This window comes from Streptomyces sp. NPDC006463 (genome assembly GCF_042870715.1).
GTDB lineage: Bacteria > Actinomycetota > Actinomycetes > Streptomycetales > Streptomycetaceae > Streptomyces.
Genome location: NZ_JBIAHP010000045.1, coordinates 1 through 12769, shown reverse-complemented (window position 1 = coordinate 12769; position 12769 = coordinate 1). Strand labels below are relative to the sequence as shown.

The following is a 12769-nucleotide window of genomic DNA, read 5'->3' as shown; positions in this document are numbered from 1 at the left end:
GATCCTAAGGGCCGGACCAGCCCGCCAGTCCACGCCGCGCCCTGTTCTGTGCCAGGGCGCCTGGTACCTCTCTGCCGGTACTCAGCCGGCCGCCGCGGCCGGGCCCGCTCCCAACCGGGGAACATCGTCGACCGTGACGTCCAGGCGCAGCCGCTTGAAGCGCACGGGGTGCCGGTAGACGCCGCCCCTGTCGACGGCTGTGTCGGCGCTGATCTCCGCGACCAGGTCGGGGTGGACCAGGGTCACGTCCAGGATGTCCCTGCTGCCCCATGCCGAGGTGAACCGCAGGCCCGTCCATGGGTGTCCGGGTTCGGCTGCGGTCAGGTTCCCGCCGACCAGGTGCGCTGCTTCGGGGCGCAGGGGGGTGGTGCGGCCTATGGGGCGGAGGTGGTTGTGGGGGTTGTGGCGGCCCAGGAGGAGGAGCTGGGGTCGGGTCAGGGTGCCGGTGATGGCGCCGATGATGGCTTCGGTGGTGTCGCGGCGTCGGAGTTTGTACCAGCCTCTGTAGCCGGTCCGGTAGGGCTGGTTCATGGCTTTGACCACGAGGCCCTCGACGCCGGACACATCGGTCCAGGACTCCAGCCATTCGTTCGCCTTGTCCAGGTGGGTCGTCATGGGACACAGCGTCCAGGGGGAGGACAGCCGGTGCGTGGTGAAGAGGGCTTCCAGGCGGGCGCGGCGTTTCCGGTAGGGGTCGTTCAGCAGCTCGGTTCCGTCCTGCTGCAGGATGTCGAAGGCGATGAAGTACGCGGGCAGGGACGTTGCGAGCCGACGGGCGGTGCGGCTGCGGGCGGCGGCTCGGCGCTGCAGTGCTTCAAAGGACAGGTGGCCCGCTTGCTGGTCCCAGACGACGAGTTCTCCGTCGAGGACCAGGCCGGCGGGCAGTTGCTGGGCGGCGGTGAGGAGATCGGGGAAGCGGTCTTGGATGAGTGTCCCGCGCCGGGTCTGCACCAGCAGCCGGCCGGCCGCACTGGTGGGGGTGAACAGCAGTGCCCGGTAGCCGTCGAACTTCTGCTCAAATGCCAGCTCGCCCAGCACTCCGGGGCCTGGCACCGACTCGACGGCCTGCGCCAGCATCGGCTCCACCGGCGGTCGCAGCGTCACCCCCATAACCTTCTTTCGCGCTCACGTCCGGGATGAGGCCAGGGCTTTGACGAGGTCGTCGCGGGTCATGTGGGAGCGGCCGGGGATGCTGGCGGCGGCGGCCTTCTTGTAGAGGTCGGCCTTCGACAGGCCGCTCAAGTCCTCTTTCGGCGCGGAGCGGATGCGCTTCTTCGCTCCGGGCTTCTTCTCGACGGTCCTGCCGGAGGTGGTGGCCTTGCCTCCGGTGGCCTTTGGGCTCCCGGCCCGCTCGACGCTGGCGCGCAGGGCTTCCATGAGGTCGACCGCGGCAGTCGGCTTCGCCGCCGGTTCGGCCTTCTCCACCGTCTCCCCGGCCCGCTTGGCCTCGATCATGGCGGCGACCTTCTCCTGGAAGCTGTCGTGGAACTCCTCGGGGTCCCAGCGCATGCTCAGGGCGTCGATGAGCTGCTCGGCCATCTTCAGCTCCTTGTCGGAGGCCTTCGTTTGGCCGGGCAGGTTGCCGATCTCCTTCTTCGGATCCCTGATCTCATCCGCCCAGTGCAGGGTGTGGAGGGTCAGGACGCCGTTCTCGGCTTTCACCGCCACCAGGTACTCGTGCTGGCGCATAACGAAGGTGGCGATGCCTGCCTTGCCCGCTGTGGCCAGGGCCTGTTCCAGGAGGCTGTAGACCTTGGTGTTCTCGGCGCCCCGCGGTCCCAGGTAGTACGTCTTGTCGAAGAAGATCGGGTCCACCTCGTCCAGGCCGACGAACCCGGCGATGTCCAGCGACCGGGAGCGGCCCGGTGCGATCTCGTCCAGCTCCTCGGGCTCGACCAGCACGTACTCCTCGCCGGTGTCGTAGCCCTTGACGATGTCGTCCAGCCCGACCTCGTCACCGGTCCGCTCGTTCACCCGCCGGTTGCGGACCCGGTCCGAGGTCCCTCGCTGAAGCTGATGGAAGTGGATGGTGTGGCTGTCGGTGGCCGCGTAGAGGCCTACCGGCAGGCTGACCAGCCCAAACGACAGATTCCCGGCCCACACCGGACGAGCCACGGCCACCACCGCCTTACGCTGCCCCCGTACCTACAGCTTCAAGTCCTCGGGCACGTGATCGCATCCCTCTCTGTGACCTCCAGCGGTAGGCGTCCAGCCCGTCTGCGGGAACCGCAGGTCACGGGCCTGCGTGCAACCGCAGGTGGCCACTTTGCTCAGCGGTAGTTGGCCATTTGGGATCAGGAAGAGGGGCGCTTGGAGGACTCTGCGGGCGTCAGCGGCCGGCTTCCGGATGCCAGCGCGGGCCAGCGTAGCGAGTGAGGGCGTCGTCGAAGTCTGCTTGCTGCTGTGCAGTCATCGGGCCAAGGACACACAGCAGAACGCTGCCGTCCGGGCGGCGGGGGATGCTGCGGGGGTGGCCCAAGCCCGCGGGGGGTCCGAGGATGCTGTAGCTGTCGTGAATGAAGTGGATGTGCAGTCCGGTATGGGGGTACAGCCCCTTGATTCGGACGTTTTCCCTGGTGACTGCCCGGATCTGCTCCCAGCTGTGACTTAGCGCTCTAGTTGGCCCGTCTGGTCAGATACGCGCTCAGTACTCGGTGGAGCCGCCTCACGACGTCCCGTACGGTCGGTCCGTGATGATCAAAACGGGCGACCCCCGCACTCTCGGCGTCCCTTCCCCCGAGGCGCGGCTGCACTTCGATACGGAACTGCAGGAGCTCGGCGGCGGGCCGAGGCGCCGCTTGCTCATGGTCGACGGCGAGCCTGCCTTCGAGCTCAGCTTCTATTGCGGAACGTGCCCGCTCCTGTTTCGCCGGCTGGAAACCGCGAGCGAGAAGTTGTCTCTGGAGAGCATGCAGGAACCGCTCGCTGGTGCACTCGACGATCCAGATGACAGCGGCGTGATCGATGCGTTCGGTGCGTTGCTGCCGGAGGGCGAGTACCTTCCGCTGCTCCTGCGCGTGGAACCCCGGCTGATCATCCCCGGCAAGGAAGGCGACTACTTCAGCGACGAACAGGTCACGGCGTGGGGGGTCGACCAGTTCTGGGGCCTCCCGCAGTACCCGCACACCCCGTACTACCGGACCTTCGAGACCGCCGTCGACACGGCCACCCACCTCTACGAATTCGTCGTGCCCATGGTTCCCCCGACCTGGAACGAAAGGGAGCATGTCGAGGAGTACGTCGCGCTCATGGAACAGGGAACGGTCCCCACGGCGGTGGCAATCTCCACGCTGGACGTGTGCCAGTCCTCGCTCGGCCTGGCAGATGACCCTGCCGCGCACTGGGGCCTGACCCACTTCCTCCTCGACGGCCACCACAAACTGGAGGCTGCCGCCGCAGCCGGCCGGCCCGTGCGACTCCTCTCCCTCCTCACTCTGGGCGAGAGCCTCGCCGGAGCAGACGACCACGCCCGGCTGCCTGCACTGCGCGCCCAATCCCGCTCTGCCCGAGCGACCGCCTCCTGAACCAGCGCCGAAGATCACACCCGCGGGCCAACAACAGCGCACACCCGAGCCAACTAGATGAGTGAGTCCGATGTCTGAGTAGGCCGCGACCCTGACGAAAGGTGCTCGTTGGTCTGTTCGTGATAACTGGCGGGGCCGGTGGCCGCTGCGGCAGCGCGTTGACGACCAGGCTTCCTTGCCTCCCTGGGGACGTGCAGGTGAAGGGTGTGATGCCCAGTCAACGGTGTCTGTGGTCTGGTGCAAAGGGAATGCCGGCGGCCTTGCCCCGGCAGGCAACCAGGAGGGACTCGCCAAGGAAACTGACGCCGATGGAGAGGTGGATGGGGCGTGACTCCTCGTGGATGCCCATCTTCCCCGCGAGGACGCTGAAGCCAGCCATGACCGCCAAGGTGCCGAGCACGGTAAGGAAGGTGCGGCCGGTGTAGCGCTGCCACAGGACGCCGTGCTTGTCGGAGAGTTGGATGGTGGCGCCGCGGAGCGCACCGAGAGCGGTGCCGAGGATAGTGCCTGCGATGACCCAGGTGAGGTCGGTTTCGGCTACGTCCTTCACCTTGACGAGGGACAGGATGCCGATGCCGGTGAGGATCACCGGCGCCACGAACAGGTCCCGCACGTTCACTGGTTCACCGATCAGCCGCTTGATCACGATGGCGATCACAAGCACCGCGACGATTGCCGCGAGCAGCCAGGGGTTCACTCACTTACCACCCATCTTTGTAGCACGATCATGCCAAAATGATGGTAGCTTGACTGTGCTATAACGACAACATGCCGAAGATCGTCGATCCAGTGGCCCGCCGCAGGGCCGTTGCCCAGGCCGTCCTGTCTGTCGTTGGCCGACACGGACTGGAGCACGCATCGCTGCGCAACGTTGCCGACGAAGCCGGACTGGCCATCGGCTCGATCCGCCACTACTTCGCCGACCACTCAGAGTTGATGATCTTCACGATGCGGGAGCTGAGTAATCGCATCGACGAGCGCGTCCGTGCGCACACCGAGCGGCTGCTCTCCCCTGAAAGCGGCACCGACCGCCGTGCCACCACCGAGGAGCTACTGGCCGAGTTTCTCCCCCTCGACGCCGCCCGCCGGGAGGAGGCCGCGATCTGGCTTGCCTTCGCCGCCGCAACACACACCCGCCCCGAACTGCGGCCCTGCGCGGCTGAGATGCAGCAGGGCATGAACGCTCTGGTGTCGCGCGTGATGCACGAGGCACGGCGATCCGGCGCGTTGCCGGACGGCCTGGACGTCGGCCTGGAAAGCAAGCGGCTGACCGCCCTCCTCGACGGGCTCACCCTGCAGGCAGCGCTGCTACCCGATCGCTTCCCGCCGGAGCTGATCCGGCAGGTGCTACGGCGGCACCTGGACGCGCTCAGGTCCGGCGACTGACTTCATCCTGAAACCGGCGCCGCAGCGGTAGACGGTGCCGGAGCTGTCACTATGCGCCTTCATCCTTCGTGCTGGCCGCGACCAAGGCGAAGGGCGCCCGTTGGCTCGTGTGTGAAGACCAGCCTGGACGCCCTTCTGGCGGCACTGTACGTGTTCATCGACGACCATGTGGCCCCCCGTCGTCGGATCGGGCGACCCCCGAAACTGACGGACGCCGAACTGCTGTGCCTCGCGGTCGCCCAGGTCCTGCTCGGCTTCCCCTCCGCCCGGCACTGGATCCGGTTCGCCCACGCCCGGCTGGGACATCTCTTCCGCTACCTGCCCCAGCAGTCCGCCTACAACAAGCGGCTCAACGCCGCCGGCCCCCTGATCAGCCACATGATCGAGGCCCTGGCCAGGCAGGTCCCGACCTGGAACGACGACCTGCGCCTGATCGACTCCACACCACTGCCCTGCGCCGCCTCCCGGGAGACCGTCAAACGCTCCGCGCTGGCCGGCCACGCCGGATACGGCTACTGCCGCAGCCACTCACGCTTCTTCTGGGGATTCCGGCTCTACCTCTTGACCACCGCTGAAGGCATGCCGGTGTCCTGGTGCCTGGCCAACCCCAAGCTCGGCGACCGGGAAGTGATGACCGCACTGCTGGAACGCGACCACCACCTCGTCCGCACCGGTCAGGTGATCCTGGCCGACAAGGGCTTTGCCGGGCGGGAGTTCGAAACGTTCCTAACCGAGCGCCTGGGCGTCCATCTGGTGCGGCCGGACCGGAAGGACGAACCTGTGCGGCACGGCCGCCTTGCCCGTGTCCGCCAGTGGATCGAGGCCGTCTTCGACACCCTCAAAGGCCAGCTCAGCCTGGAACACCACGGCGGCAGAACCCCCGCAGGGGTATTCGCCCGCACCGGCCAACGCCTCCTCGCCCTCGCAGCCGGCATCTGGCACAACTGGACCATCGGCGCCAAGATCAAACGCTCCCTGATCGCCTATGACCACTGAGAACATCGGACTCATTCATCTAGACCGCTAACAGGCCAACTGAAGGGTTCTGACCGCGCTTCCGTGATGACTACGGCCTTCGGTGGACGTGGGCGCCACCTTTCGGCGGCGCAGGCCGCTCAGGGAGCATGCGGCAGCGGCTGCGCGCTGCGCACCGGCTCTCCGCGAACGGGTGCGCCGCACCATTCAAGCCGGACCGGGATCAACCCGCCAGCTGGGCACGGAGCGCGGCAGTTGGACTGCGTGGCCGACAAGCGGGTTCGCCGAAGCTGTCTGAAGTGCTTAGGCGGGGAGGAAGAACCCGGTCACGTCGGCGAGAAGGCCCTCGCGGTGCACCGCGCTACTCACGCCTGTCATGAAGGCCTCGCCGTCCGGGCCGATCTGGGTCCAGCGAGCCAGCGATCGGCCGTGGTGGTCGAAGACCTCGTCGATACGGAAGCGGTGTCCGGGGAACGCCCCTGCGAAGCCGTTCATGTATGCGTCCAATGCGGCCAGCCCGCCGACCTCGGTTCCCGGGTGCCGGTAGGTGACGTCGTCCACCGCGACCGCGCCGAGCGCGCCGAGTCGTATCGCGGGGTCGGCCGACCAGCACGCGGCGTAGTCGTTCCAGAGCTGCTGTTGGTCACTCATCGCTGTTCCTCTTTCTTGGCTTGCTTGAATGTCTTGGTGTGCCCTGCGCCAATCGACGTCAGGGCTCCGTCTGTGATGCGGTGCAGTTTGGCGACGGTCGTACCGGAGCGGACGAGGACCAGGAGGCCTTGGTAGAGGGTCAGGAGCTGGGCGGCCGACATCTCAACGTCGAGTTCCGCGGGCAAGAGCTGCTGGGCACGGGCGCGCGTCAGTGCGTCGGCGAAACCGGACTCGATCGTCTCCAGGCCCCGGCGTACGCCGGGGCTGGCCTGGGGAACGGTGAATGACTCCACCGCGGTGTTGGTGAGCAGGCACCCCGGATCGGGTTCCGGGCCGGGGTTCGCGTCGAACGCCGAGGTGAAGAACGAGCGGATGCCGGCCACCGGGTCCTCTGTATCCCGCAGGTGCACGCTGACCCGACGCTCGACCACCTGCTCGTTGTAAGCGTCCAGCGCGGCGCTGAACAGGCCCTCCTTGCTTTGGAACGCCCGGTACAGGCTGCCCGGGTGCATTCCGGTCGCTTCTTCGAGGTCGCGGAGCGAAGCGCCGAGGTATCCACGACGACGGAACAGCCGCATGGCGGAGGCCAGTACCTCTCCCTGATCCCAGACCTGCTTACGACCCATCAACGCTCCTCGTAGTTGAACGATCGCTCACAAACTAGCATGTGCTGCGACCCGACCGGCGCTGCACACTCCGTCAGATGCCGTAGTCGTCACGGAAGAGCGGTCAGAACCAACTGAAGCGCTAAATCACAATCGCTGATGTGACCGAGCGCGATACCTGGCCCTGATGGACAACCTCGGTGCTCGGCTCGGCGCCGGCAGGGCCACCGCTTGGAGACGGACCTACGGCCGAGGTCAGCAGGCCCAGCTGTCGTGTCCTGGCGGGAGCTGTCCGCGCAGAAGGCTTGTGAACGCGCGACCGCACGCCAGCATGGGTTCGACGGGCAGGTCCGCGTCGAAGCCTTCGTCATGGCCGCCTGTGCCGTAGGAGTTGACGAGATCCTTCGGGATGGCGGGGGTCCATGCGAGCAGTCGCTGCAGGACGCACTCCGAGAGGTGCAGCGCGAGCGCGACCCGAGCGGGTTCCGTCCCGAGGTGCTCGTCCAGACAGGACGAGACGAACCCGACGAAGCCGGTCGTGGCCTGCATCTCCCAGTCGTCGCAGGCACCGGCCAACCACTCCGGAGCGTCAGCGACCGCCTTCGCCTCCTGCGCCAGCAGGTACAGCCACACTTCAGCTTGCTCGTCGCGGACCCAAAATCCAGAGCCGCAGTAGTCCAAGTTCGAGGTGGCCATGCCGCGAGTAGACCACGCAGGAGCGGGGACCCACCACGGAACCCCCGGTCAGAGCCCTGATCGCCCCGCGGGGGGGCGGGTACGTGCCTGGATTCCGTGGCGGCCTTACGGCCGAATCCTGGGACTCCGAAATTCGACTTACTCCACCGCTAGCGATCCGTTTCGATATCTCTGGCATGCGTCGCGGACGGAACGTCACATCCTCCAAACCTGATGACACGTCAGAGAATGACGGAAGAAATACAGGGCGCCCGGAAACCGAATAGAGAACACTAGAAAAGGAAAGGGAGGCTCTTCCTGGCCTCCCCCACCATGTCGCTAAGACAACTCGGCGGTAACATCGTTCAGGTGATCACGAGCCGCATGAGTGAAACTGGAAATGGCGTCCTCCAGCGCCGACTGCCTCCCCCAGAAAGCGTTTCGCACTGTGCGCGCTCCCCCAGTTACGTCCCACAGGAGCATGTTGGCCTGCTCATCGGTCAGCACACCGGAGGCAGCGACGGCAAGCAGGGCAGTCTCGGCACGGGTCCGGGCGCTCGTGTAGATCACTCCAAGAGTGCCGGTACCAGCCAGCGCATCGGCGTCATCCGGTCTTTCGGCGAAAGAGTCCTGGACGTCACGGGGGAGATTGCGCTGGGCAGCGACAACAGCGTTTAGAGCATCGGTCGCTTCTCTAGCCTCGGTCGCTGGCGGGTCGCAATAGGCAGCCTCGCCGAGGGTGTCCCACGCCTCCAGCTCGGATGCGTGTTCACGCAAGATGTAGGCGAGGACTGCTGCGTTGTCGGTGACGGCGTCCGCGGCTTCCAGGATAGCTTGGGGCCCTTCGAGCTCGACCGTGGCAAAAGCTGCTCGAAGTTCCCGCATCGGCTCTGCAAGGGGGTCATCTGTAGAGCCCACCTGTGCAGAACCTACCTGCTCTCGTGCCGGCCGGACGGCGAGCTCGAAGGCATGGGCAGTCGTCAGAAAGCGAACGTAAGCAGCGCGCTGTGCGGCACGGCTCTGCTGGGCGATAGTGCCGGCGTACTGAACCTGGGCGGTGGTGACGGCGGCTCGATAGGTCGCGTCAGCCTGGGCATGAGCGCCCTTCGCTTGTATTCGGGCGGCGCCTAGGGTGCCAACGATACCGAGGGCCACACCCAGCAAGGCGCTCGCGGCGCCCACGAGTTCCGGTGTCATGAGCATGGATCATGCCGGACCGGCCGTTCGGGGGGGGCCGAAAACAGATGTTCGTCCTTCTGCCCAGGCCCATCTGTCCCGGTCCTCTCCGTGGCATGGACGGGACGCTCCCGCTACGGACCGCCACATCTGACAGCCAGGGCCCGCTGCGGCAGGTCGGCAATCCCGGTCCCGCTCCCCATGCTCCTGGGCCGTGGGGGGGGCGCGGGGGGGGGGGGGGCGGCCGCCCCCCCCCCCCCCCCGCCCCCGCCCCCAGTTGGGCTAGACCGTCATGAGGCGGAAGGCCCGCTCCATCACGTCGTCGGCGGTGCCTGTGATGACTCGCTCCGCGCGAGCGGCGCTCTTCAGTACCGAGGTGGCGCCGCGTGCCGGGGCGACATGGTTGGCGTACTCGGTGATGGCGTTGTAGCCCGCCCACGCCGTTCCCCGGATACCAGCCTGGGTGTCCGCGTGCTCGAACAGGTTCTCGGGCGTGGACCTGACCGAGACTGTCGAACGCAACGACTTCTATGGCCTGCTGGCCGAGCAGCTGTCGGCCCTTGAGCCCGGCGATGCACCGCCCGCACCCCGGAGCCGGCCCTTCATGCCCATCCGGTTTCACCCTGCCTACCTCCTGCTGGAGGTGATCAGCCGCACCTCGGGCCCGAAGCAGGCGTCCCGGCTGATGCGGGCGGGGCTGCGGGTGCACTGCTCGTACCAGAGCGGCCACGCCGCCCACAGGATGCTCGGGTTCCGCAGTCTCGTCTTCGCGGAGATGGAACACGAGGCAGGCCCGTCCCGCGACCACAACGCCGTGACCGACTCCGGATGGCGGTGGTCCGTGCAGTCGCTGGAGAGCATCCGGCTCTGCCTCGGCGACGGCGACTTCGCCTCGTTCATCGAGGCCGTCAACAGCGTCCTGGACGCCACCGCGCTGGAGCGGGAGGCCGTTCCGGCCTGACGCAGAAGCCAGGTGCTGAACGGTGTCGGGCTGGTCGGGGTCGATGTGACCGCTGAACTCCTCGTAGTCCTCGCCACCGCTCCACGGCAGAGCGGCTACGCCTCGTGGACGTGGCGCAGGACGACGGTGCGTCGAACGCCCGCCTCCAGCATGGCCTGAGACCGGTGCTGCCCGTTGATGTAGCCCGCCTCGCTGTCGGGCTGGATCGCATCCCATGTACTGAACAGGGAGGCCAGTGCCTCGGTCTCCCAGTCGGTGGCGCCGACCGATGCCGCGTACGCCACGGCGAACCCCTGCACATCCTCGGCGCCCACGGACTGCGCCCGGGAATCGCGGAGCACCTGCCGCGCCATCGCGTTGACGCTGTGCCAGTCGCCGCCGTGGTACCAGCAGCACGTACGGCCAGCCCGGCGCGGCAGGACCTGACGCATCCAGCGCCGCCACCAGGGCACCCCGACCGGCATGCACTGCGGCTCGCGGAACGGGCGGGGGCGAGCAAGACGGGTCACCGCGAACTCCTCGAACACCAACTGCGGCTCCGGCTCGACCGGGCGCCGCACATAGCCGGTTCCACGGTCGGTTGCGACGGGCGCGCCGACGAGGTCCAGCAGCTGCTCGTGGGTGATTGCCGTCCAACGCGGGCCGCTGGGCCGATAGCGGTCGGCGTCGGCGAACACCACGCGCCGGAAACGGGAGGTCTGGCTGCCGCCCTCAGGCCATAGCTGCCACTCCACCCACACAGGCGGCAGGTCCTCGTCGGGGCAGTGCCGCTCCCAGACCGCGCCCGCGTAGCTCTCTGCCCCGTTCATCAACCCCTTCCCCTCCTCGCCGCCGATCTGGGTCGCCACCGCGACCGGGCGTGCCCCGGGCGCGGTGAACAGCTGCAGCCGGAACGTCCCCGGCAGCCCAGGAGCGCTGAACATGGGGTCATCCACGACGAGCTGGCGCGCAGCAGCCAACGTGCTGAGATCGTCCCGGCCGTGAGGGCGCGGCGCCGGCTCGGGTGCCGGGCCGACGGAGAGGTCATCGGTCGTCCCCCCCCGTTACCGTTTTCGTGGCTCCGCAATGGGGCCTCCGGCCTTCGGGTCCGGCATGACTTCCCCCCCTTGTTGCGGTTGATGATCCGGGGGGTGGTGTCACCGAGCCCGGAGGCATCGACGGACCGCTGATGAGGGGCTTGAGCACCGGCTTCACCCAAGGCCGGTTGAGCTCTCCGTAACGTGGGTGTGGCAGCTCGGTGCCGAGGCAAGGCCGGACGAAAGCGTGATGGAGGGGCTCTGCGCGTGATCGACATCAGCACCATCGACGTCTTCCTCGGCCTGGACGTCGGCAAAGGCGAACACCACGCCACTGCCGTCACACCAGCCGGGAAGAAAGCCTTCGACAAGCGCCTGCCCAACACCGAGCCCAAGCTCCGCGAGCTGTTCGCGAAGTTGCAGGCCAAGCACGGAACGGTGCTGGTCGTGGTCGATCAGCCGGCCTCGATCGGAGCCCTGCCGCTGGCCGTCGCCCGCGACATGGGCTGCCCGGTCGCCTACCTTCCCGGGCTGACGATGCGGCGGATCGCCGACCTCTACCCGGGTGAGGCCAAGACGGATGCGAAGGACGCGTTCATCATCGCGGACGCGTCCCGCGCGATGCCGCACACGCTGCGGGCGATCGACGGCCAGGACGAGACGATCGCCGAGCTGGAGATGATCGTCGGCTTCGACGACGACCTCGCCGGCGAAGCGACCCGGGTCGCCAACCGGCTGCACGGCCTGCTGACCCAGATCCATCCCTCGCTGGAGCGGGTGCTGGGGCCGCGGCTGCAGCACCCGGCCGTCCTGACCCTGCTGGAACGGTTCGGGTCGCCGGCCCAGATACGCAAGGCCGGACGGCGCCGCCTGGTCACCCTGCTGCGGCCGAAGGCCCCGAGGATGGCCGAGCGGCTGGTCGAGGACATCTTCACCGCGCTGGACGAGCAGACCGTGGTGGTGCCCGGCACCGAGGCGGCCGCGCTGATTGTCCCGAGCCTCGCCGGATCCCTGGCCGCCGTCCTTGACCAGCGCAAACTGCTGGCCGGGCGGATCGAGGAACTCCTGGAGGCCCACCCTCTTTCGAAGGTCCTGACGTCCATGCCGGGAGTCGGCGTCAGGACCGGAGCCCGCATCCTGATCGAGGTCGGCGACGGCAGCACCTTCCCGACCGCCGGCCACCTCGCCGCCTACGCGGGACTCGCCCCCGCGACCCGCAGCTCGGGCTCATCGATCCGCGGCGAACAGCCCTCCAGACGCGGAAACAAGCAGCTCAAACGGGCCTTCTTCCTCTCCGCGTTCGCCTCCTTGTCCGACCCGGCCTCCCGGGCCTACTACGACAAGAAAATTGCACAGGGCAAGCACCACACCCAGGCCCTGCTCTGCCTCGCCCGACGCCGAGCCGACGTCCTCTTCGCCATGCTCCGCGACGGAACCTTCTACGAATCCCGGCCCGCCACAACGGCGTGAGACCCGCTAGAGAGGCGCATCGCAGTCAAACTCGAACGTCTCCCTGGCGGCATCAGCGGGGAACTCAGGGTGGTCGTGCCAGATCCCAGCGAATGCGACCAAAAGGTTCCACGCAGCGGCTGCCACATCAGTCGTTGCCCCGTTCGCGGGCGGAGCGGCCTGATGAAAGCGCACTGCAAGGATCTGCTTGTCCGCGGCCAGACGAAGGGCTGTCGCCGTGCGACGGGCTTCGCCTTGAGAGGTTGTTGTCTTTCCGGACTTGAGGGCGGCGTTTTCGCTGGTCAGGAGTAGGGGCGGTGATTCGGTGGGAGTCGTAACCTGTCGTGTCGT

At 67.5% G+C, this 12769-nt stretch carries 15 protein-coding genes; 5 read left to right on the top strand and 10 right to left on the bottom strand.

Features of this window, described 5'->3' with window-relative positions:
* Window positions 1–81: 81 nt before the first annotated feature.
* Window positions 82–1104: an RNA ligase family protein gene (locus ACFYOB_RS39785; protein ID WP_388569491.1), complete on the bottom strand. Its 1023-nt coding sequence runs from the start codon at window positions 1102–1104 to the stop codon at window positions 82–84.
* Between the two features lie 21 nt (window positions 1105–1125).
* Window positions 1126–2115 (bottom strand): Ku protein, encoded by a 990-nt coding sequence (locus ACFYOB_RS39780; protein WP_388569488.1) that lies wholly within the window; start codon window positions 2113–2115, stop codon window positions 1126–1128.
* A gap of 578 nt (window positions 2116–2693) precedes the next feature.
* Between ACFYOB_RS39780 and ACFYOB_RS39775 the strand changes: the two genes are divergently transcribed.
* Complete coding sequence (locus ACFYOB_RS39775) at window positions 2694–3524, top strand: hypothetical protein (RefSeq protein WP_388569542.1); 831 nt, start codon at window positions 2694–2696, stop codon at window positions 3522–3524.
* 217 nt (window positions 3525–3741) lie between these two features.
* Here the strand turns inward: ACFYOB_RS39775 and ACFYOB_RS39770 are convergent, their stop codons facing one another.
* Window positions 3742–4221, bottom strand: a complete 480-nt coding sequence (locus ACFYOB_RS39770; RefSeq protein WP_388569486.1) for a DUF1453 domain-containing protein — start codon at window positions 4219–4221, stop codon at window positions 3742–3744.
* A gap of 71 nt (window positions 4222–4292) precedes the next feature.
* Here ACFYOB_RS39770 and ACFYOB_RS39765 point away from each other — a divergent pair, with 71 nt between their 5' ends.
* On the top strand, window positions 4293–4910 hold the full coding sequence (locus ACFYOB_RS39765; protein WP_388569483.1) for a TetR/AcrR family transcriptional regulator: 618 nt from the start codon (window positions 4293–4295) through the stop codon (window positions 4908–4910).
* A gap of 111 nt (window positions 4911–5021) precedes the next feature.
* Window positions 5022–5906, top strand: a complete 885-nt coding sequence (locus ACFYOB_RS39760) for an IS982 family transposase (RefSeq protein WP_388569481.1) — start codon at window positions 5022–5024, stop codon at window positions 5904–5906.
* 282 nt (window positions 5907–6188) lie between these two features.
* Here ACFYOB_RS39760 and ACFYOB_RS39755 read toward each other — a convergent pair whose 3' ends face one another.
* From ACFYOB_RS39755 to ACFYOB_RS39735, 5 genes are all read right to left on the bottom strand, one after another.
* Window positions 6189–6536 (bottom strand): nuclear transport factor 2 family protein, encoded by a 348-nt coding sequence (locus tag ACFYOB_RS39755; RefSeq protein ID WP_388569478.1) that lies wholly within the window; start codon window positions 6534–6536, stop codon window positions 6189–6191.
* The gene (locus ACFYOB_RS39750; protein WP_388569476.1) at window positions 6533–7162 is read right to left on the bottom strand and encodes a TetR/AcrR family transcriptional regulator; all 630 of its coding nucleotides are present in this window, start codon (window positions 7160–7162) and stop codon (window positions 6533–6535) included. The genes ACFYOB_RS39755 and ACFYOB_RS39750 overlap by 4 nt, the downstream gene beginning before the upstream one ends.
* Before the next feature lie 234 nt (window positions 7163–7396).
* Window positions 7397–7837, bottom strand: a complete 441-nt coding sequence (locus ACFYOB_RS39745; RefSeq protein WP_388569473.1) for a hypothetical protein — start codon at window positions 7835–7837, stop codon at window positions 7397–7399.
* A 318-nt stretch (window positions 7838–8155) separates the two neighbouring features.
* A complete protein-coding gene (locus ACFYOB_RS39740; protein ID WP_388569470.1) occupies window positions 8156–9013 on the bottom strand; it encodes a hypothetical protein in 858 nt (285 codons plus the stop codon).
* Between the two features lie 261 nt (window positions 9014–9274).
* Window positions 9275–9514: a DUF932 domain-containing protein gene (locus ACFYOB_RS39735; protein ID WP_388569467.1), complete on the bottom strand. Its 240-nt coding sequence runs from the start codon at window positions 9512–9514 to the stop codon at window positions 9275–9277.
* A gap of 82 nt (window positions 9515–9596) precedes the next feature.
* Between ACFYOB_RS39735 and ACFYOB_RS39730 the strand changes: the two genes are divergently transcribed.
* Entirely contained in the window at window positions 9597–9953 is a 357-nt protein-coding gene (locus ACFYOB_RS39730) for a hypothetical protein (RefSeq protein WP_388569464.1), read from the top strand.
* A 95-nt stretch (window positions 9954–10048) separates the two neighbouring features.
* Here ACFYOB_RS39730 and ACFYOB_RS39725 read toward each other — a convergent pair whose 3' ends face one another.
* Window positions 10049–10876: a hypothetical protein gene (locus ACFYOB_RS39725; RefSeq protein WP_388569461.1), complete on the bottom strand. Its 828-nt coding sequence runs from the start codon at window positions 10874–10876 to the stop codon at window positions 10049–10051.
* 360 nt (window positions 10877–11236) lie between these two features.
* Here ACFYOB_RS39725 and ACFYOB_RS39720 point away from each other — a divergent pair, with 360 nt between their 5' ends.
* Complete coding sequence (locus ACFYOB_RS39720; RefSeq protein WP_388569458.1) at window positions 11237–12439, top strand: IS110 family transposase; 1203 nt, start codon at window positions 11237–11239, stop codon at window positions 12437–12439.
* 6 nt (window positions 12440–12445) lie between these two features.
* On the opposite strand, the gene ACFYOB_RS39715 is transcribed toward ACFYOB_RS39720, so the two are convergent.
* Window positions 12446–12769 (bottom strand): hypothetical protein (locus ACFYOB_RS39715; RefSeq protein ID WP_388569455.1); only part of this gene is annotated, 324 nt, incomplete at its 5' end.

Bases quoted from the DNA above. Each gene is read 5' to 3' on its own strand.
- ACFYOB_RS39725 (WP_388569461.1), bottom strand. From the start codon at position 10,876: ATGTTCAGCGCTCCTGGGCTGCCGGGGACGTTCCGGCTGCAGCTGTTC.
- ACFYOB_RS39765 (WP_388569483.1), top strand. From the start codon at position 4,293: ATGCCGAAGATCGTCGATCCAGTGGCCCGCCGCAGGGCCGTTGCCCAG.
- ACFYOB_RS39750 (WP_388569476.1), bottom strand. From the start codon at position 7,162: ATGGGTCGTAAGCAGGTCTGGGATCAGGGAGAGGTACTGGCCTCCGCC.
- ACFYOB_RS39740 (WP_388569470.1), bottom strand. From the start codon at position 9,013: ATGACACCGGAACTCGTGGGCGCCGCGAGCGCCTTGCTGGGTGTGGCC.
- ACFYOB_RS39775 (WP_388569542.1), top strand. From the start codon at position 2,694: ATGATCAAAACGGGCGACCCCCGCACTCTCGGCGTCCCTTCCCCCGAG.
- ACFYOB_RS39745 (WP_388569473.1), bottom strand. From the start codon at position 7,837: ATGGCCACCTCGAACTTGGACTACTGCGGCTCTGGATTTTGGGTCCGC.
- ACFYOB_RS39730 (WP_388569464.1), top strand. From the start codon at position 9,597: ATGCCCATCCGGTTTCACCCTGCCTACCTCCTGCTGGAGGTGATCAGC.
- ACFYOB_RS39755 (WP_388569478.1), bottom strand. From the start codon at position 6,536: ATGAGTGACCAACAGCAGCTCTGGAACGACTACGCCGCGTGCTGGTCG.